20 protein-coding genes are annotated in these 17,336 nt (G+C 51.0%); 5 read left to right on the forward strand and 15 right to left on the reverse strand.

The genetic code is table 11. The features are described from left to right. Positions 1 to 199: 199 nt before the first annotated feature. Both ACJHXB_RS22460 and yfhL read left to right on the forward strand, forming a co-directional pair. On the forward strand, positions 200 to 1,048 hold the full coding sequence (locus ACJHXB_RS22460) for a MurR/RpiR family transcriptional regulator (protein WP_001469532.1): 849 nt from the start codon (positions 200 to 202) through the stop codon (positions 1,046 to 1,048). 55 nt (positions 1,049 to 1,103) lie between these two features. Beyond that, positions 1,104 to 1,364, forward strand: coding sequence for a 4Fe-4S dicluster ferredoxin YfhL (gene yfhL, locus ACJHXB_RS22465; RefSeq protein WP_001196283.1), 261 nt, complete (start codon positions 1,104 to 1,106; stop codon positions 1,362 to 1,364). Between the two features lie 194 nt (positions 1,365 to 1,558). Here the strand turns inward: yfhL and shoB are convergent, their stop codons facing one another. The 13 genes from shoB to rseD form a co-directional block, all read right to left on the reverse strand. After that, on the reverse strand, positions 1,559 to 1,639 hold the full coding sequence (gene shoB, locus ACJHXB_RS22470) for a type I toxin-antitoxin system toxin ShoB (RefSeq protein ID WP_000133227.1): 81 nt from the start codon (positions 1,637 to 1,639) through the stop codon (positions 1,559 to 1,561). Between the two features lie 421 nt (positions 1,640 to 2,060). Continuing rightward, positions 2,061 to 2,441: a holo-ACP synthase gene (gene acpS, locus ACJHXB_RS22475; RefSeq protein WP_000986029.1), complete on the reverse strand. Its 381-nt coding sequence runs from the start codon at positions 2,439 to 2,441 to the stop codon at positions 2,061 to 2,063. Further along, the gene (pdxJ, locus tag ACJHXB_RS22480) at positions 2,441 to 3,172 is read right to left on the reverse strand and encodes a pyridoxine 5'-phosphate synthase (RefSeq protein WP_001295365.1); all 732 of its coding nucleotides are present in this window, start codon (positions 3,170 to 3,172) and stop codon (positions 2,441 to 2,443) included. Before pdxJ ends, acpS begins: the two co-directional genes overlap by 1 nt. 11 nt (positions 3,173 to 3,183) lie before the next feature. Then, positions 3,184 to 3,912, reverse strand: a complete 729-nt coding sequence (gene recO, locus ACJHXB_RS22485; protein WP_000399404.1) for a DNA repair protein RecO — start codon at positions 3,910 to 3,912, stop codon at positions 3,184 to 3,186. 11 nt (positions 3,913 to 3,923) lie between these two features. After that, positions 3,924 to 4,829, reverse strand: coding sequence for a GTPase Era (gene era, locus ACJHXB_RS22490; RefSeq protein ID WP_000026348.1), 906 nt, complete (start codon positions 4,827 to 4,829; stop codon positions 3,924 to 3,926). After that, positions 4,826 to 5,506, reverse strand: a complete 681-nt coding sequence (gene rnc, locus ACJHXB_RS22495; protein WP_001068343.1) for a ribonuclease III — start codon at positions 5,504 to 5,506, stop codon at positions 4,826 to 4,828. The genes era and rnc overlap by 4 nt, the downstream gene beginning before the upstream one ends. 272 nt (positions 5,507 to 5,778) lie before the next feature. Next, complete coding sequence (gene lepB, locus ACJHXB_RS22500; RefSeq protein WP_000002542.1) at positions 5,779 to 6,753, reverse strand: signal peptidase I; 975 nt, start codon at positions 6,751 to 6,753, stop codon at positions 5,779 to 5,781. 15 nt (positions 6,754 to 6,768) lie between these two features. Then, positions 6,769 to 8,568 carry a translation elongation factor 4 gene (gene lepA, locus ACJHXB_RS22505; RefSeq protein ID WP_000790181.1) on the reverse strand — a complete coding sequence of 600 codons (1,800 nt, stop codon included), beginning with the start codon at positions 8,566 to 8,568 and terminating at the stop codon, positions 6,769 to 6,771. 197 nt (positions 8,569 to 8,765) lie between these two features. After that, entirely contained in the window at positions 8,766 to 9,245 is a 480-nt protein-coding gene (rseC, locus tag ACJHXB_RS22510; RefSeq protein ID WP_000589057.1) for a SoxR-reducing system protein RseC, read from the reverse strand. Then, the gene (gene rseB / locus ACJHXB_RS22515; RefSeq protein ID WP_000812040.1) at positions 9,242 to 10,198 is read right to left on the reverse strand and encodes a sigma-E factor regulatory protein RseB; all 957 of its coding nucleotides are present in this window, start codon (positions 10,196 to 10,198) and stop codon (positions 9,242 to 9,244) included. The genes rseC and rseB overlap by 4 nt, the downstream gene beginning before the upstream one ends. Further along, positions 10,198 to 10,848: an anti-sigma-E factor RseA gene (gene rseA / locus ACJHXB_RS22520; RefSeq protein WP_001168459.1), complete on the reverse strand. Its 651-nt coding sequence runs from the start codon at positions 10,846 to 10,848 to the stop codon at positions 10,198 to 10,200. The genes rseB and rseA overlap by 1 nt, the downstream gene beginning before the upstream one ends. Positions 10,849 to 10,880: 32 nt before the next feature. Further along, a complete protein-coding gene (gene rpoE / locus ACJHXB_RS22525) occupies positions 10,881 to 11,456 on the reverse strand; it encodes an RNA polymerase sigma factor RpoE (protein ID WP_001295364.1) in 576 nt (191 codons plus the stop codon). Then, positions 11,453 to 11,608, reverse strand: coding sequence for a rpoE leader peptide RseD (gene rseD / locus ACJHXB_RS22530; RefSeq protein WP_001303621.1), 156 nt, complete (start codon positions 11,606 to 11,608; stop codon positions 11,453 to 11,455). Before rseD ends, rpoE begins: the two co-directional genes overlap by 4 nt. 255 nt (positions 11,609 to 11,863) lie before the next feature. On the opposite strand from rseD, the gene nadB reads away from it, so the two are divergent. Then, entirely contained in the window at positions 11,864 to 13,486 is a 1,623-nt protein-coding gene (gene nadB / locus ACJHXB_RS22535) for an L-aspartate oxidase (protein WP_001094493.1), read from the forward strand. Here nadB and trmN read toward each other — a convergent pair. After that, the gene (gene trmN / locus ACJHXB_RS22540; RefSeq protein ID WP_001469536.1) at positions 13,471 to 14,208 is read right to left on the reverse strand and encodes a tRNA(1)(Val) (adenine(37)-N(6))-methyltransferase TrmN; all 738 of its coding nucleotides are present in this window, start codon (positions 14,206 to 14,208) and stop codon (positions 13,471 to 13,473) included. The genes nadB and trmN overlap by 16 nt on opposite strands. 131 nt (positions 14,209 to 14,339) lie before the next feature. Here trmN and srmB point away from each other — a divergent pair, with 131 nt between their 5' ends. Further along, positions 14,340 to 15,674, forward strand: coding sequence for an ATP-dependent RNA helicase SrmB (gene srmB, locus ACJHXB_RS22545; protein WP_000219193.1), 1,335 nt, complete (start codon positions 14,340 to 14,342; stop codon positions 15,672 to 15,674). A gap of 32 nt (positions 15,675 to 15,706) precedes the next feature. On the opposite strand, the gene ACJHXB_RS22550 is transcribed toward srmB, so the two are convergent. Then, positions 15,707 to 16,588: a LysR family transcriptional regulator gene (locus ACJHXB_RS22550; protein ID WP_001604717.1), complete on the reverse strand. Its 882-nt coding sequence runs from the start codon at positions 16,586 to 16,588 to the stop codon at positions 15,707 to 15,709. A 102-nt stretch (positions 16,589 to 16,690) separates the two neighbouring features. Between ACJHXB_RS22550 and eamB the strand changes: the two genes are divergently transcribed. Next, on the forward strand, positions 16,691 to 17,278 hold the full coding sequence (gene eamB, locus ACJHXB_RS22555) for a cysteine/O-acetylserine transporter (RefSeq protein ID WP_000189221.1): 588 nt from the start codon (positions 16,691 to 16,693) through the stop codon (positions 17,276 to 17,278). The last annotated feature ends 58 nt before the right edge of the window (positions 17,279 to 17,336 follow it).

The following is a 17,336-nucleotide window of genomic DNA, read 5'->3' on the forward strand; positions in this document are numbered from 1 at the left end:
CTCTGGACTGAAACATCCTGATTAATTTTCGCTACTACATAGCCTAACAGATAGATCATCACTTTTCCGGCAACAATCGACCGCATCATGGCTAACTGGAATTTTTAATTCATGGTAATTAGCGGCAATGGAATATAAAATTCACTCGCGTTTGTCTCATATTGCCTGTTGTCGCCACTATTTCATCGCGAGGAAAGATATGAACGGCTTACTTCGTATCCGTCAGCGTTACCAGGGGCTTGCCCAGAGTGATAAAAAACTGGCGGATTATCTGCTGCTACAACCTGATACGGCGCGCCATTTAAGCTCTCAGCAACTGGCCAACGAAGCCGGAGTCAGTCAGTCCAGCGTCGTGAAGTTCGCGCAAAAACTCGGCTATAAAGGTTTTCCGGCACTTAAGTTGGCGTTGAGTGAAGCGCTGGCAAGCCAGCCGGAATCTCCCTCCGTGCCCATTCATAACCAAATCCGCGGTGATGATCCGTTACGGCTGGCCGGCGAAAAACTGATTAAAGAAAATACTGCCGCCATGTACGCAACGCTAAACGTTAATAGTGAAGAGAAGCTGCATGAGTGCGTGGCAATGTTGCGCTCTGCGCGGCGGATAATTCTGACCGGTATTGGCGCTTCGGGTCTGGTGGCTCAAAACTTTGCCTGGAAGCTGATGAAGATTGGCTTCAATGCTGCCGCAGTGCGCGATATGCATGCGCTACTCGCTACAGTACAGGCGTCGTCCCCTGACGATCTGTTATTAGCCATTTCTTACACCGGTGTACGACGCGAGTTAAACCTGGCGGCAGATGAGATGCTGCGAGTGGGCGGAAAAGTGCTGGCGATTACCGGCTTTACTCCCAATGCCCTGCAACAGCGTGCTTCTCATTGCCTGTATACCATTGCCGAAGAACAAGCGACAAACAGTGCTTCAATCTCTGCTTGTCACGCGCAGGGAATGTTAACGGATTTGCTGTTCATTGCGCTGATTCAGCAGGATCTGGAACTGGCACCAGAACGTATTCGTCATAGTGAAGCGCTGGTGAAAAAACTGGTCTGAGTAAAGAATGCGCGTATAATGCCCGCCCGGTTTGTGTTGTTTTGAGAGTTTCCTTATGGCGCTGTTAATCACTAAAAAATGCATCAATTGTGATATGTGTGAACCCGAATGCCCGAATGAGGCGATTTCAATGGGAGATCATATCTACGAGATTAACAGCGATAAGTGTACCGAATGCGTAGGGCACTACGAGACACCTACCTGCCAGAAGGTGTGCCCGATCCCCAATACTATTGTGAAAGATCCGGCGCATGTCGAGACAGAAGAACAGTTGTGGGATAAATTTGTGCTGATGCACCACGCGGATAAAATTTAATATTCTGCTCCTGGAGTAGACTATTGTTGACTTTATAGTGTGAGCCTTCAGGTTCTTATATTTATTTTCGTGATGTTATCATAAATATCAATTATTTCATGAATGATAACACTATCTGTATAAGCACTTATTTATAATTATTAAAGGCGCGCCTGGCTGGTTAACCTGACGCGCCTTAAGTACGTTTCCTTATGTTATAAGAACAGAAGGATCAGCTGTAAAACAGCAATGATGATTTTGATGACCCGTTTAATCAGGTATCGGTAATCAGTCATTCGTTTTTCCTTAAACAAGGAATGCAGCCGTTCAGATTAGCCCTTACATCTCCCCAAAACTGAACGTGCGAGTTATTGGAATCGAGTGCTGCACTCCACACCAGAGCTTTGACGACACCACTCGTTTCAATGGGGGAATTCAGTGGCATGGTGTAAAGCACAGCAAAATTGCCAATAACGAAACCGATTTTAATGTACTTATCAAAAAGCGGTCACGTTAATCTTTTTATCAATGTCGATTTCTTCGTAAAGGCTCGCGTTTTTTATGTCAGAGATTGCAAGTTGCTTGTACAGGATAACGAAATTGATCCATAATCATTTCTGTTGGAATCGTGTGCTGCACAAAATTAAAGTTGTAAAGTGAAAACCCCCGTTCCTTACCAGTTCGGGGGTTTTACTTTATAAAGAGAACGGTATTTTTTTAACTTTCAATAATTACCGTGGCACAAGCATAGTGGCGTTCATCTGCCAGCGTTACATGCATATTTACAACGCCGAGCTTTTCCGCCAGTTTTAATGCCTCACCCCATAGCCGTAGCCGTGGTTTGCCGAGCTCATCATTGAATACTTCAAATTGATTAAACGCCAGACCATTGCGGATCCCGGTGCCAAACGCTTTTGCCGCCGCTTCTTTCACAGCAAAACGCTTCGCCAGAAAACGCACCGGCTGGTGGTGCGTTTTCCAGATTGCCCATTCGTTATCGCTTAATACGCGGCGTGCCAGGCGCTCACCGGATCGGGCGATCACCGCTTCTATGCGAGCGATCTCCACAATATCCGTACCTAAACCTAATATTGCCATTAGCCACGCGCTTCCAGCATCAGACGCTTCATTTCTGCCACCGCATCTTTCAGTCCGGTCATCACTGCACGACCAATAATGGCATGACCGATATTCAGTTCATGCATCTCAGGGATGGCGGCAATAGCTTTCACGTTGTGATAGGTCAGACCGTGACCAGCGTTAACTTTCAGACCGAGACTAGCGGCAAAGGTCGCGGCTTTGGCGATACGCGCCAGCTCTTGCGCCTGTTCGGCGTCAGTTTTAGCATCAGCATAGCAACCTGTGTGGATCTCGATAAACGGTGCGCCAACCTCTGCCGCAGCTTTGATCTGCTCTTCATCGGCGTCGATAAAGAGAGAAACCTGGATCCCGGCATCTGCCAGACGTTTGCAGGCATCGCGCATTTTTTCACGCTGCCCTGCGACGTCCAGGCCGCCTTCGGTTGTTACTTCCTGACGCTTTTCAGGTACCAGGCAGCAAAAATGCGGCTTTGTTTCAACGGCGATCGCCAGCATCTCTTCGGTCACCGCCATCTCCAGATTCATGCGGGTATCCAGCGTCTGACGCAGGATGCGCACATCACGGTCAGTAATGTGGCGGCGATCTTCACGTAAATGCACGGTAATGCCGTCCGCTCCCGCCTGCTCAGCAATAAACGCCGCCTGCACCGGATCCGGGTAAGCAGTACCGCGTGCGTTACGCAGCGTTGCAATATGGTCAATGTTGACGCCTAACAGTAATTCAGCCATGACAATCCTCATCATTCATAATGTGTTTTCACCGTTCGCTTAGGCATAAACTGCCGGAACAGTTCCCTGCTCTTTAATGGTTTACCGCCAAGATACGGCTTAAGCGCCATGCGGGTAAAGCGTTTCGCGGCGCGCAGTGTGTCTGCGTCAGGAAATTCCCGCGCGTTTAACGCTTTTAACTGCCTTCCGGTGAATGTTTTATTGTCGATAACGACGCTTGCGATAAACCCTTTTTCTTCGCGATAACGATACGTCATGGTGTCATCTACCGGCTCGCCGCTACCCGCACAATGGGTAAAATTGACGCCATAGCCCAGATGCCCGAGCAGTGCCAGTTCAAAGCGGCGCAGCGCGGGTTCTGGCGTACCAGTGACCCCGGCAAGAGACTGAATGCAGTGCAAGTAATCGAAAAAGAGTTCAGAGAAGCGCGTCTCGTATTCCAGTACGCGGGAGAGAAGTTCGTTGATGTACAGACCGCTGTAAAGCGTGATACCGCTTAATGGCAGCGCCAGCGAGACGGCTTCAGCACTGCGCAGCGTTTTGACTTCGCCACGCCCGCCGAAACGTAGCAAGAGAGGGGTGAAAGGCTGTAATGCACCTTTCAGAGTAGAGCGTTTAGAGCGTGCGCCTTTGGCAACCAGACGCACGCGACCCGATTCCTCCGTGAAGACGTCCAGCATCAGGCTGGTTTCGCTCCACGGGCGACTATGCAGGACAAATGCGCGCTGCCAGCCTTCCATCGGAGTTACTCTTAAAGATCGTCAACGTAACCGAGACTGCGCAGTGCGCGTTCGTCGTCGGCCCAACCGGATTTCACTTTTACCCACAGCTCAAGGTGAACAGGCGCTTCGAACATTTCCTGCATGTCTTTACGCGCTTCAATCCCGATGGTTTTGATCTTGGCCCCTTTGTTGCCAATAACCATCTTCTTCTGCCCTTCACGCTCAACGAGAATCAAACCGTTGATGTCATAACCGCCGCGTTCGTTAGAGACGAAACGTTCGATCTCCACGGTCACGGAGTACGGCAGTTCAGCGCCGAGGAAACGCATCAGTTTTTCGCGGATGATTTCAGACGCCATAAAACGCTGTGAGCGATCGGTGATGTAATCTTCCGGGAAGTGATGAGTCGCTTCAGGCAGATGCTTACGCACGATTGCCGCAATAGTATCAACATTCAACCCGGTTTCGGCAGAGATCGGCACGATATCGAGGAAGTTCATCTGGCTTGCCAGGAACTGTAAGTGTGGCAGCAGATCGGCTTTTTCCTGCACGTTATCCACTTTGTTCACCGCGAGGATTACCGGCGCTTTGCCATCGCGCAGTTTGTTGAGCACCATTTCATCGTCCGGCGTCCAGCGGGTGCCTTCTACGACAAAAATCACCAGCTCAACGTCGCCGATAGAGCTGCTCGCCGCTTTGTTCATCAGGCGGTTAATGGCGCGTTTTTCTTCCATATGCAGGCCAGGGGTATCAACGTAGATCGCCTGATACGCGCCTTCAGTATGGATCCCCACAATGCGGTGACGAGTTGTTTGCGCCTTGCGGGAGGTGATGGAGATCTTCTGCCCCAGCAGTTTGTTCAATAATGTGGATTTGCCAACGTTCGGACGTCCGACGATAGCAATAAATCCGCAGTAACTTTTATTGATGCTCATTCCAGCTCCAGTTTTTTCAACGCCTGTTCGGCGGCAGCCTGCTCAGCCTTACGACGGCTTGAACCTGTGCCAACCACCGGTTCACTCAGGCCGCTGACCTGGCAGTGGATAGTAAATTCCTGATCGTGCGCTTCGCCACGTACCTGGACGACCAGATAAGTCGGCAGCGGCAGATGGCGACCCTGCAAATATTCTTGCAAGCGCGTTTTCGGATCTTTTTGTTTATCGCCTGGGCTAATTTCGTCCAAACGAGTTTGATACCAGTTGAGGATTAATTTCTCGACGGTTTGAATATCACTGTCGAGGAATACGCCACCAATTAATGCTTCGACGGTGTCGGCGAGAATTGACTCACGACGAAATCCACCGCTTTTAAGTTCACCTGGCCCTAAACGTAAGCACTCGCCTAACTCAAATTCGCGCGCCAGTTCCGCCAGCGTATTGCCACGGACCAGCGTGGCGCGCATCCGGCTCATATCGCCTTCATCCACACGAGGGAAACGGTGATAAAGCGCATTGGCGATAACGTAGCTCAGAATAGAGTCGCCTAAAAATTCTAAACGCTCGTTATGTTTGCTGCTGGCACTACGATGGGTTAATGCCTGCTGCAACAGTTCCTGATGATTAAAAGTGTAGCCCAGCTTCCGTTGAAGCCGATTAATTACGATGGGGTTCATGCGATACCAATAAATAAATGCGTCAACAATTCAGCACACGAAACAGACCTGATATACATGGCTCTGCTAACTGCTTCGCTGCAGTTTCAGTTTACCGGTATATGGGGACCAACGCTGTTTCGTGTGCCGTGGCAACCTGGAGGTGCCAACCTTAAACTTCGGGGGAATATTCTATACACAACGACGGGGGATGTCGTTAGCCACGGGAGATTTATCTCATAAATAATTCACGTTGTCGCCATAACGGCGACAACGTGAACGAAGATGGGCTATTAATGGATGCCGCCAATGCGACTTAAGCGCACACCTGTCGGCCATTCGCCTTCTTGCTTATCGAAGCTCATCCAGATAGCCGTTGCCCGACCGACCAGATTCGCTTCCGGCACAAAGCCCCAGTAACGGCTGTCCGCGCTGTTGTCGCGGTTGTCACCCATCATGAAGTATTGTCCCGGAGGAACAATCCAGGTTGCCAGTTGTTGCCCTGGCTGCTGGTAATACATCCCCACCTGATCCTGCGCAATCGGCACTGTCAGAATGCGGTGCGTCACATCACCCAGTGTCTCTTTACGCTCGGAAAGACGAATTCCATTTTCTTTGGTTTCGTTTTTCGGCACTTCAAAGAATCCGCTGGTCGCTTCCCCACCATTACGGCGTGAGAAGGTCTGAACGAAATCGCTCGGTTCCACGTTTGAGTAGGTGACCGGCAGCGCGTTTTCACACGCCTGGCCGGAACTGCATCCCGGTTGAATCGTCAGCTCTTTTGAGACCGGATCGTAAGTGACTTTATCGCCCGGTAAACCCACCGCGCGCTTGATGTAATCAAGCTTTGGATCTTCCGGATATTTAAAGACCACGATATCGCCGCGTTTCGGATGACCGGTTTCGATCAGCGTTTTCTGGTAGATAGGATCTTTAATGCCATAAGCAAACTTCTCTACCAGAATAAAATCACCGATTAACAGAGTCGGCATCATCGAACCTGACGGGATCTGGAACGGTTCATAAATAAACGAACGCACAATCAATACGATAGCCAGCACCGGAAAAACAGAAGCACCGGTTTCCAGCCAGCCAGGCTTCGGCGCAACTTTCTTCAGCGTTGCTTTATCCAGTGAGTCACCGGCAGCCGCCTGCGCCGCTGCCTGACGTTCCCGCCGTTTAGGTGCGAAAAAGAATTTATCCACGCACCATAAAATGCCCGTCACCAGTGTGGCAATCACCAGAATCAGGGCAAACATATTCGCCATGCCAACTCCTAAGGGTTATTTGTTGTCTTTGCCGACGTGCAGAATGGCGAGGAACGCTTCCTGCGGCAGCTCGACGTTACCGATCTGCTTCATGCGTTTCTTACCTTCTTTCTGCTTCTGCAGCAGCTTTTTCTTACGGCTGATATCGCCGCCATAACATTTAGCCAGTACGTTTTTACGCAGCTGTTTCACGGTGGAGCGCGCAATGATGTGCGTACCAATCGCTGCCTGAATAGCGATATCAAACTGCTGGCGTGGGATTAGATCTTTCATCTTCTCCACCAGCTCGCGACCGCGGTTTTGCGAATTATCACGGTGGGTGATCAACGCCAGCGCATCAACACGTTCACCGTTGATTAATACGTCTACACGTACCATGTCGGACGCCTGGAAGCGTTTGAAGTTGTAATCCAGAGACGCATAACCACGCGAGGTAGATTTCAGGCGATCGAAGAAATCGAGCACCACTTCCGCCATCGGGATCTCGTACGTCAGCGCCACCTGATTACCGTGGTAAACCATATTGGTCTGCACGCCGCGTTTTTCTACGCACAGCGTAATAACGTTGCCGAGATATGCCTGCGGCAGCAGCATGTGACATTCTGCAATCGGCTCGCGCAGTTCGTAGATGTTATTTACCGCTGGCAGCTTGGATGGGCTGTCGACGTAGATAACTTCTCTTGACGTGGTTTCAACTTCATACACTACGGTCGGCGCAGTGGTAATCAGATCCAGATCGTATTCACGTTCCAGGCGTTCCTGGATGATCTCCATGTGCAGCAGACCGAGGAAGCCGCAGCGGAAACCAAAGCCCAGCGCGCTTGAGCTTTCCGGCTCATAGAACAGTGAGGCATCGTTCAGGCTGAGTTTACCCAGCGCGTCACGGAAGGCTTCATAGTCGTCGGAACTTACCGGGAACAGACCGGCGTATACCTGCGGTTTGACTTTCTTAAAGCCAGGCAGCGCCTTTTCTGCCGGATTACGCGCCAGCGTTAAGGTATCGCCTACTGGAGCGCCGTGGATATCTTTAATCGCACATACCAGCCAGCCTACTTCGCCGCATTTCAGTTCAGTACGGTCAACCTGTTTCGGCGTGAAGATGCCCAGACGGTCGGCGTTATAGGTCTGCCCGGTACTCATGACTTTCACTTTATCGCCCTTACGCAGGGTGCCGTTTTTAATACGGATAAGTGAAACAACGCCCAGGTAGTTGTCGAACCAGGAGTCGATAATGAGTGCCTGCAACGGGCCTTCCGGATCGCCTTCCGGCGGCGGAATGTCGCGCACCAGACGTTCGAGAACGTCCTGTACGCCAACGCCGGTTTTCGCTGAACAGCGCACCGCGTCGGTGGCGTCAATGCCGACGATATCTTCAATTTCTTCCGCCACGCGTTCAGGATCGGCTGCCGGCAGGTCAATCTTGTTCAGTACCGGCACCACTTCGAGATCCATTTCCATGGCGGTGTAGCAGTTTGCCAGGGTTTGCGCTTCTACGCCCTGCCCGGCGTCGACCACCAGCAATGCACCTTCACAGGCAGCCAGCGAACGGGAAACTTCATAGGAGAAGTCTACGTGGCCCGGGGTGTCGATAAAGTTAAGCTGATAGGTTTCGCCGTCAGACGCTTTGTAGTCCAGCGTCACGCTTTGCGCTTTGATGGTAATGCCACGCTCACGCTCAAGCTCCATGGAATCGAGAACCTGCGCCTCCATTTCACGGTCAGACAGGCCACCGCAGATCTGGATAATACGGTCAGACAGCGTCGATTTACCGTGGTCAATGTGAGCTATGATCGAAAAGTTACGTATATTCTTCATAAAGTATGATTATTGTGCCTTAATGCCCGGTTAACCAGGCTTTTAGAAGTCGCTGTTCTGAGCTTAACGTCTGTATTAATAGAAACGCCGCATTCTACACTACAACATTGAGGCGAGGAAATGTTCATACCGTATGGATTGTGGTATCTGGAAACGTCCTCGCATTTGTTATGCAAAATGCAACAAAGCCAGTGAAATCACTGGCTCGCGTCTTCCGAAGATGTTTCAAATCGCACAAGGCCAGGCGGCAATGCCACGCTTAAGATGATCGGTTGCCATTCTGCCCGGGCAGCAAACTTACGCGAATAGCCGCGCGCAATCAGGAACCCGCCAATACCGCCGAGGATCGCACCACATAATGCTGCGACGTCAGAAGCAAAGAGTAGCTGAAATAGCGAAGCGATGAGGAATAATCCCACCAGCGGCGACATATAAACCAGTAATGCGGAGCTAAGCAGGCTGCCTTCGGCGATCCCCAATTCCACTTTTTGCCCCGGCACTAACGGTTCATCACAGGGTACGACAATGGTATGCGTGGTTTGCGGGCCAAGTTTATTCAACACGCGGCTACCGCAACCGGCACGTGAAGCGCAGCTGCTGCATGAGGCTTTAACATCACAACTAACCAGCGCCTGCCCGTTTTCCCAGGAGACGACGGTAGCCCACTCTTTGATCATTGCGCTGCCCCGAACTTAATATTCTCGGCAATGCGTTTCGCCGTTTGCGGCGGCAGTTCACCGACAATGGTGATTTCGGCGTTATCACGTACGCTTGTACTGACGGTTCTGCGCCCGGTGCGCAACATCTGATCGGTGCTCGATGGCGTAGCGCGGTTAACGTTTACCGAGAAGCTGAATAATCCGTCGGAATAGAGACGTGATTCGATAGGCATGTTGTCCATCGTCGGTAGCGGACGTCGACTACTGGAAACTTCGCTAAAACCCTGTGGCAACCAGGTTGGCGTCCAGCTGAATTTAGCTTTTTCACCTACAGGAACAGAAAGCAACGGCGGCAAATTTGCCTTCGCCAGCGTCTGCATACTGCTGCCGATATCCTGATTGACATTAAAAGCAATCACGCGAAATTGTTCCAGCGTTTCACCATCGCGATCAAGGAGATCAACCCGCATCGGTAATTTCGATTCGGTGTCCATCCACACGATGTAGCTGTAGCGTGTACCATCTCGGGCAACCACACGAATGACTTCGCAAAGACGATCAGCAATACGCGTGCGCCCGACGGAGATAAAGTCGTAGTAAGGAGAAAGGCGTTTGAAATCGGTATAGATGAGCGATGGTAGAGAATCAACAATGTAATCGCCATTAAGCGTGAACGGTTCAAGTCCCGGTTCAAAATAGCTGATTTCATTGCCGCGCTGTACCACTTCCCGGCGCGGGCCATCCATTTGCAACAATTGTGCAAGAGGACGGTTATCGAGGCGTGCATGTCGATAACGCAGAGACTCAACACCCTGTTTATTGATGCTGATGAATGACAGCTCGTAATTCAGTGACTGACTGGCCAGGTTCATCTGCTGTAATAACGCCCCGGACGCGGGAGTGGCCGAGGCGTTAGCAGAGAATAACAGGCTACCTGTCACTAATGACATGGCAAACCAAAGTTGCTTCATTACTGCGATTGCGTTCCTAAAGTTTGAATTCCTGGCACCTGTACAGCGGCTTGCTGGGTTTGCGCCTGCTCAAACTGAAGCTGTTCAGAGTGGAGTCGGCGTTGCAGTTCGTAATCCTGCAACATTGCATTAATGCGACGACGTTGCTCCTGTACCTGCTGCTGTTGACCATTGTTTGCGGTCGCTTCAGAAGGTACTCCCAGGCTTACCGGGCTGGCTTTACCCATCATCGGCAGTGTATTAAATACCGGCGTTTCGGGCTGCTGGGACGTTTCAGATTGTCCATTATAGTGCTGGACGCCAACGATAACTGCAAGCGATACGCATGCGGCTACGCCCATTTGGGTAAGCTGTGCCGCCCACGGACGTACTTTCTGCCAGAATGGCATTTTCTGCCATTGATGCGGCGCAGGCTGGGCTTCCGGGATCAATGTCGCCGGTTGACGTACTGGCTCTTCTTCAATGGCGGCCATCACGCGTGAAGAGATATCGAAATGGAGCACCTCGGGAGTATCACCCCGCATTGAGTCACGGATTAAGTGATAGCTTTCCCAGGTTTTCTGCATTTCTGGGTTATGAGCCAGTTCGTTAAGCAGCTCACTATCCAGCGTTTCGCCATCCATTAAAGCGGAAAGTTGTTCTTTCTGCATGCCTAATACCCTTATCCAGTATCCCGCTATCGTCAACGCCTGATAAGCGGTTGAACTTTGTTATCAATAGCTTCCCTCGCTCGGAAGATACGTGAACGCACCGTACCTACCGGACAATCCATGATAGCGGCTATCTCTTCATAGCTCAGGCCATCCAGCTCCCGCAAGGTTATTGCCATGCGTAAATCTTCCGGGAGGGACTCAATAGTTCGGAAAACTATCTGTCTCAGTTCTTCTGACAACATTAAGTTCTCAGGGTTCGAAATTTCTTTCAACGCGCCGCCACTTTCGAAGTTTTCAGCTTCAATGGCATCCACATCACTGGAAGGTGGACGACGCCCCTGAGCAACCAGGTAATTTTTCGCTGTATTTACAGCAATCCGATACAGCCATGTATAAAAAGCGCTATCTCCCCGGAACGAATCCAGCGCACGATAGGCTTTAATAAAAGCTTCTTGTACCACATCGGGAACATCACCCGACGGCACATAGCGGGAAACCAGACTCGCCACTTTATGCTGATAGCGCACTACCAGTAAGTTAAAGGCTTTCTGATCTCCCTTCTGGACCCGTTCAACCAGGACCTGGTCCGTTAACTGCTCGCTCATCCGAGGTAAAGTCTCCCCAAACCAAATTTCCACGCGCTATCGAAACGCCACTCCATTAGCTGCAATTTGAGCAAGCAAAGGGTTAGAGTGTCTCGTTTTTGTAAAGTTCCGTAACGCATCTGTTTTTGTTTGTCATGCTGTAGACGGATCATTATCTATCATTATAAGTCTACAGAATCTGAACATCGCATTATCTGTGTAGAAATGCCCATTTAACTGCCTGAAGAGTAACCCAACGGCCTTTTTATTTCACCACCTAATCCTCCACCAGCCAGTAACTTCTCTTTTTCTCGCCGCCCTGAGTCAGCGTGTTTAGCCACTGTAACAAATATTAAAATAGCAGGTGTTTATTCGCACAACATGATGCTATGCTGACCAAATCGTGTTTAGTAAATTAAACAAAGAAAATGAATACTCTCCCTGAACATTCATGTGACGTGTTGATTATCGGTAGCGGCGCAGCCGGACTTTCACTGGCGCTGCGCCTGGCTGATCAGCATCAGGTCATCGTTCTAAGTAAAGGCCCGGTAACGGAAGGTTCAACATTTTATGCCCAGGGCGGAATTGCCGCCGTGTTTGATGAAACTGACAGCATTGACTCGCATGTGGAAGACACATTGATTGCCGGGGCTGGTATTTGCGATCGCCATGCAGTTGAATTTGTCGCCAGCAATGCACGTTCCTGTGTGCAATGGTTAATCGACCAGGGGGTGTTGTTTGATACCCACGTTCAACCGAATGGCGCAGAAAGCTACCATCTGACCCGTGAAGGTGGACATAGTCACCGTCGTATTCTTCATGCCGCCGACGCCACCGGTAAAGAAGTAGAAACCACGCTAGTGAGCAAGGCGCAGAACCATCCGAATATTTGCGTGCTGGAGCGCAGCAACGCGGTTGATCTGATTGTCTCTGACAAAATTGGCCTGCCGGGCACGCGACGAGTTGTAGGCGCGTGGGTATGGAACCGAAATAAAGAAACGGTTGAAACCTGCCACGCAAAAGCGGTGGTACTGGCAACCGGCGGTGCGTCGAAGGTTTATCAGTACACCACCAATCCGGATATTTCTTCTGGCGATGGCATTGCTATGGCGTGGCGCGCGGGCTGTCGGGTTGCCAATCTCGAATTTAATCAGTTTCACCCTACCGCGCTGTATCACCCACAGGCACGAAATTTCCTGTTAACGGAAGCACTGCGCGGCGAAGGTGCTTATCTCAAGCGCCCGGATGGCACGCGTTTTATGCCCGATTTCGATGAGCGCGGCGAACTGGCCCCGCGCGATATTGTCGCCCGCGCTATTGATCATGAAATGAAACGCCTCGGTGCGGATTGTATGTATCTCGACATCAGCCATAAGCCTGCCGATTTTATTCGCCAGCATTTCCCGATGATCTATGAAAAACTGCTCGGGCTGGGCATTGATCTCACGAAAGAACCGGTGCCGATTGTGCCTGCTGCACATTATACCTGCGGTGGTGTAATGGTTGATGATCATGGGCGTACGGACGTCGAGGGTCTGTACGCCATCGGCGAAGTGAGTTACACGGGATTACACGGCGCGAACCGCATGGCCTCGAATTCATTGCTGGAGTGTCTGGTCTATGGCTGGTCGGCGGCGGAAGATATTACCAGGCGTATGCCTTATGCCCACGGCGTCAGTACGTTACCGCCATGGGATGAAAGCCGCGTTGAGAACCCTGACGAACGGGTAGTAATTCAACATAACTGGCACGAGTTACGTCTGTTTATGTGGGATTACGTTGGCATTGTGCGCACAACGAAGCGCCTGGAACGCGCCCTGCGGCGGATAACCATGCTCCAACAAGAAATAGACGAATATTACGCCCATTTCCGCGTCTCAAATAATTTGCTGGAGCTGCGTAATCTGGTACAGGTTGCCGAGTTGATTGTTCGCTGTGCGATGATGCGCAAGGAGAGCCGTGGACTGCATTTTACGCTGGATTACCCGGAACTGCTCACGCATTCCGGTCCATCGATCCTTTCTCCCGGCAATCATTACATAAACAGATAAAAAGCTTGGGTCAGCGCCGTATACGCTTCGGAATAGTTCTGGTCTGGCCCACGAATGACTAAGCGATCGCTAAAGCATTCTCCTGCCTGCGGGGAGAATGCCAGCAGCACCCGATGCGGCAGTCGCGCTTCGTTTTCCGCCACATCCGTCCGCAAACGTAAATGCCAGCCCATACTTAATGCCAGTTCAGTAAAACCATTACCAATCTGCTCTGGCAGCACCACGCAGAAAAATCCCTCTTCGGTAATGCACTCCGCCGCACAGGTCAGCAACGATGGGTGATCAAGCGTAGTGGTATAGCGAGCCTGTTCCCGTTGAGGTGTCGAGCACTCTACTCCCTGCTGATAGTAAGGTGGGTTACTGATGATTAAATCGAAGCGTACTGTCTGCTGTGTGATCCACTGCTGAATATCCGCCGTATGGACGTTAATCCGCTTTGCCCACGGGGACTGGTTGATATTTTCCTGCGCCTGCGCGGCAGCTTCACTTTCCAGTTCAACTGCATCAATCATTACGCTGTCATCGGTTCGCTGCGCCAGCATTAATGCCAGCAACCCGCTACCCGCGCCGATATCAAGGCAACGTTTTACCCCAGCCACCGGTGCCCATGCGCCCAGCAAAATGCCATCCGTTCCCACTTTCATCGCACAACGATCGTGAGCAACAAAAAACTGTTTAAAAGTAAATCCATTACGACGAAGCACGGATGTAGACTGTGACATGAAAATAAAACCTTGCAGGAAAAACGGCGATAGCACCGGGTGAGAACAATACCCGAGAAGCGATATCCATACAAACAGATGAAGATTGCAGCCGTAACGTCTATAATCAGCGCCCCACACAGAGGTAGAACATGACTGTAACGACTTTTTCCGAACTTGAACTCGACGAAAGCCTGCTGGAAGCCCTCCAGGATAAAGGTTTCACTCGCCCGACCGCCATTCAGGCTGCCGCCATTCCGCCTGCGCTCGATGGCCGTGATGTACTCGGTTCTGCGCCGACAGGCACCGGTAAAACGGCGGCGTATCTGCTGCCAGCGTTGCAGCACCTGCTCGATTTCCCACGTAAGAAATCCGGTCCGCCGCGTATTTTGATCCTCACCCCAACTCGCGAGCTGGCGATGCAGGTGGCCGATCATGCCCGCGAACTGGCGAAACATACGCATCTGGATATTGCCACCATCACCGGCGGCGTAGCCTATATGAACCACGCGGAAGTGTTCAGCGAAAATCAGGACATCGTGGTCGCCACGACCGGACGTCTGCTGCAATACATAAAAGAAGAGAACTTCGATTGCCGCGCGGTTGAAACGCTGATCCTCGACGAAGCAGACCGTATGCTGGATATGGGCTTCGCTCAGGATATCGAACATATTGCTGGCGAAACGCGCTGGCGTAAACAGACCCTGCTCTTTTCGGCAACTCTGGAAGGCGATGCGATTCAGGACTTTGCCGAGCGTCTGCTCGAAGATCCGGTGGAGGTTTCTGCCAATCCGTCCACCCGTGAGCGCAAAAAAATTCATCAGTGGTATTACCGCGCCGATGACCTGGAACATAAAACCGCATTGCTGGTGCATCTGTTAAAACAGCCGGAAGCGACCCGCTCAATTGTGTTTGTGCGTAAGCGTGAGCGTGTGCATGAGCTGGCAAACTGGCTGCGCGAAGCGGGCATCAACAACTGCTATCTCGAAGGTGAGATGGTACAGGGCAAGCGTAACGAAGCGATCAAGCGTTTGACCGAAGGCCGCGTAAACGTACTGGTTGCAACCGATGTTGCCGCGCGCGGTATCGACATTCCTGACGTCAGCCACGTCTTTAACTTCGATATGCCGCGCAGTGGCGATACTTATTTGCACCGTATCGGACGTACCGCGCGCGCCGGTCGTAAAGGCACCGCAATTTCGCTGGTAGAAGCCCATGACCATCTGCTGCTGGGCAAAGTTGGTCGCTATATTGAAGAGCCAATTAAAGCTCGTGTAATTGATGAGTTACGCCCGAAAACGCGTGCGCCAAGCGAGAAGCAGACTGGCAAGCCATCGAAGAAAGTACTGGCTAAACGTGCCGAGAAGAAAAAAGCTAAAGAGAAAGAGAAGCCGCGGGTGAAAAAACGCCATCGCGACACCAAAAATATTGGTAAGCGCCGTAAACCAAGCGGAACGGGCGTGCCACCGCAAACGACAGAAGAGTAATTTCAATGCCGGGTTTAAGCCCGGCATTATTTTTATCCCGGCAAAAAACACTCTTCAACACACTGAATAAAAGTGTGCATCGCCGGGCTAACCGCTTTTCCAGCATGGTGTGCGCACATGGCCGTAATGGTCTGCGACTGTTCGCCAAAAGGCAATTCGATTAATTCGCCACTCGCAAGTTCATTTGCCACTGTAAAGCGCGGCAGGTAACTGACCCCGATATTTGCCGCGACACAACGCTTGATACTTTCAATGCTTAACAGCTCAATGGTGTTTTCCACCGTGATCCGCCGCTGACGCAGCGTGCTCTCAAATATCTGCCGGAAGACACATTGCGGTTCGTTGATAATAAAGCTACAGGCGTTATGTCTTCCCGGCTCAGTAAAATCGACATCTGCAATTTGTGGTGAAGCCACCAGCACCAGCGATTGTTCACCCAACTCTCGTCGGTTCAAAGCATCATCATTTCCTACGCGATAAAAGACGCCAACATCGGCCTCATCATTCAGTAGTGCATCACGGATCACGTAACAGTTCAGCGACTGCAACGATAAACGTACTTTTGGGGCGCGTTGCCGAAAACGCTGCAACACCTGCGGCATTCGGTAAGAGAGCAACGTTTCGCCCGAAACAACGCGTAGTTCCCCGTCCGGATCCGACTCTTTTTTGGCAGCCTCACGAAGCGTATCCATCACTCGGGTAAGTTCATAGATGTGCGGCAGCAGCTTTTTTCCTTCGCGAGTGAGGCACATCCGTCGACCAATTTTCTCAAACAACTGTACCGAGAACTCCTGTTCAAGCTGCTGAATATGAAAAGTCACCGTCGATTGTGTGCAGCACAATTTTTGCGAAGCTCGCAAAAAGGAACCCTCTTCCACCACGGTTTTAAGCGTAATAAAACGGCGCAGATCCATAACCCCAAACCTATCGAAAATATCGAATTTAGAATGTAAAAACATTCATTTTTTTAAATGTTCCGTGTCGGGTACTGTCTACCAAAACAGAGGAGATAACAAGTGACACCGACCCTTTTAAGTGCTTTTTGGACTTACACCCTGATTACCGCCATGACGCCAGGACCGAACAATATTCTCGCCCTTAGCTCAGCTACAACGCACGGATTTCGTCAGAGTACTCGCGTGCTGGCAGGGATGAGTCTGGGATTTTTAATCGTCATGTTGCTATGCGCGGGAATTTCGTTTTCACTGGCTGTTATCGACCCGGCAGCAGTGCATCTGTTGAGTTGGGCGGGAGCGGCATATATTGTCTGGCTGGCGTGGAAAATCGCTACCAGTCCAACAAAGGAAGACGGACTTCAGGCAAAACCAATCAGCTTTTGGGCCAGCTTTGCTTTGCAGTTTGTGAACGTCAAAATCATTTTGTATGGCGTTACGGCACTGTCGACGTTTGTCCTGCCGCAAACGCAGGCGCTAAGCTGGGTAGTTGGCGTCAGCGTTTTGCTGGCGATGATTGGGACGTTTGGCAATGTGTGCTGGGCGCTGGCGGGGCATCTGTTTCAGCGATTGTTTCGCCAGTATGGTCGCCAGTTAAATATCGTGCTGGCGCTGTTGCTGGTCTATTGTGCGGTACGCATTTTCTATTGAAAGACAAAAAGAAAAGCGGAAGAGGTCACCCTCTTCCGCTTAATAACTTGCTACTTAA

Source organism: Escherichia sp. WS3227_2 (genome assembly GCF_046486495.1).
GTDB classification, from domain to species: domain Bacteria; phylum Pseudomonadota; class Gammaproteobacteria; order Enterobacterales; family Enterobacteriaceae; genus Escherichia; species Escherichia coli.

What these genes read in the sequence shown, in the direction of transcription:
- ACJHXB_RS22460 (WP_001469532.1), top strand. Translation starts at nt 200, where the DNA reads ATGAACGGCTTACTTCGTATCCGTCAGCGTTACCAGGGGCTTGCCCAG.
- yfhL (WP_001196283.1), top strand. Translation starts at nt 1,104, where the DNA reads ATGGCGCTGTTAATCACTAAAAAATGCATCAATTGTGATATGTGTGAA.
- shoB (WP_000133227.1), bottom strand. Translation starts at nt 1,639, where the DNA reads ATGACTGATTACCGATACCTGATTAAACGGGTCATCAAAATCATCATT.
- acpS (WP_000986029.1), bottom strand. Translation starts at nt 2,441, where the DNA reads ATGGCAATATTAGGTTTAGGTACGGATATTGTGGAGATCGCTCGCATA.
- pdxJ (WP_001295365.1), bottom strand. Translation starts at nt 3,172, where the DNA reads ATGGCTGAATTACTGTTAGGCGTCAACATTGACCATATTGCAACGCTG.
- recO (WP_000399404.1), bottom strand. Translation starts at nt 3,912, where the DNA reads ATGGAAGGCTGGCAGCGCGCATTTGTCCTGCATAGTCGCCCGTGGAGC.
- era (WP_000026348.1), bottom strand. Translation starts at nt 4,829, where the DNA reads ATGAGCATCAATAAAAGTTACTGCGGATTTATTGCTATCGTCGGACGT.
- rnc (WP_001068343.1), bottom strand. Translation starts at nt 5,506, where the DNA reads ATGAACCCCATCGTAATTAATCGGCTTCAACGGAAGCTGGGCTACACT.
- lepB (WP_000002542.1), bottom strand. Translation starts at nt 6,753, where the DNA reads ATGGCGAATATGTTTGCCCTGATTCTGGTGATTGCCACACTGGTGACG.
- lepA (WP_000790181.1), bottom strand. Translation starts at nt 8,568, where the DNA reads ATGAAGAATATACGTAACTTTTCGATCATAGCTCACATTGACCACGGT.
- rseC (WP_000589057.1), bottom strand. Translation starts at nt 9,245, where the DNA reads ATGATCAAAGAGTGGGCTACCGTCGTCTCCTGGGAAAACGGGCAGGCG.
- rseB (WP_000812040.1), bottom strand. Translation starts at nt 10,198, where the DNA reads ATGAAGCAACTTTGGTTTGCCATGTCATTAGTGACAGGTAGCCTGTTA.
- rseA (WP_001168459.1), bottom strand. Translation starts at nt 10,848, where the DNA reads ATGCAGAAAGAACAACTTTCCGCTTTAATGGATGGCGAAACGCTGGAT.
- rpoE (WP_001295364.1), bottom strand. Translation starts at nt 11,456, where the DNA reads ATGAGCGAGCAGTTAACGGACCAGGTCCTGGTTGAACGGGTCCAGAAG.
- rseD (WP_001303621.1), bottom strand. Translation starts at nt 11,608, where the DNA reads ATGATCCGTCTACAGCATGACAAACAAAAACAGATGCGTTACGGAACT.
- nadB (WP_001094493.1), top strand. Translation starts at nt 11,864, where the DNA reads ATGAATACTCTCCCTGAACATTCATGTGACGTGTTGATTATCGGTAGC.
- trmN (WP_001469536.1), bottom strand. Translation starts at nt 14,208, where the DNA reads ATGTCACAGTCTACATCCGTGCTTCGTCGTAATGGATTTACTTTTAAA.
- srmB (WP_000219193.1), top strand. Translation starts at nt 14,340, where the DNA reads ATGACTGTAACGACTTTTTCCGAACTTGAACTCGACGAAAGCCTGCTG.
- ACJHXB_RS22550 (WP_001604717.1), bottom strand. Translation starts at nt 16,588, where the DNA reads ATGGATCTGCGCCGTTTTATTACGCTTAAAACCGTGGTGGAAGAGGGT.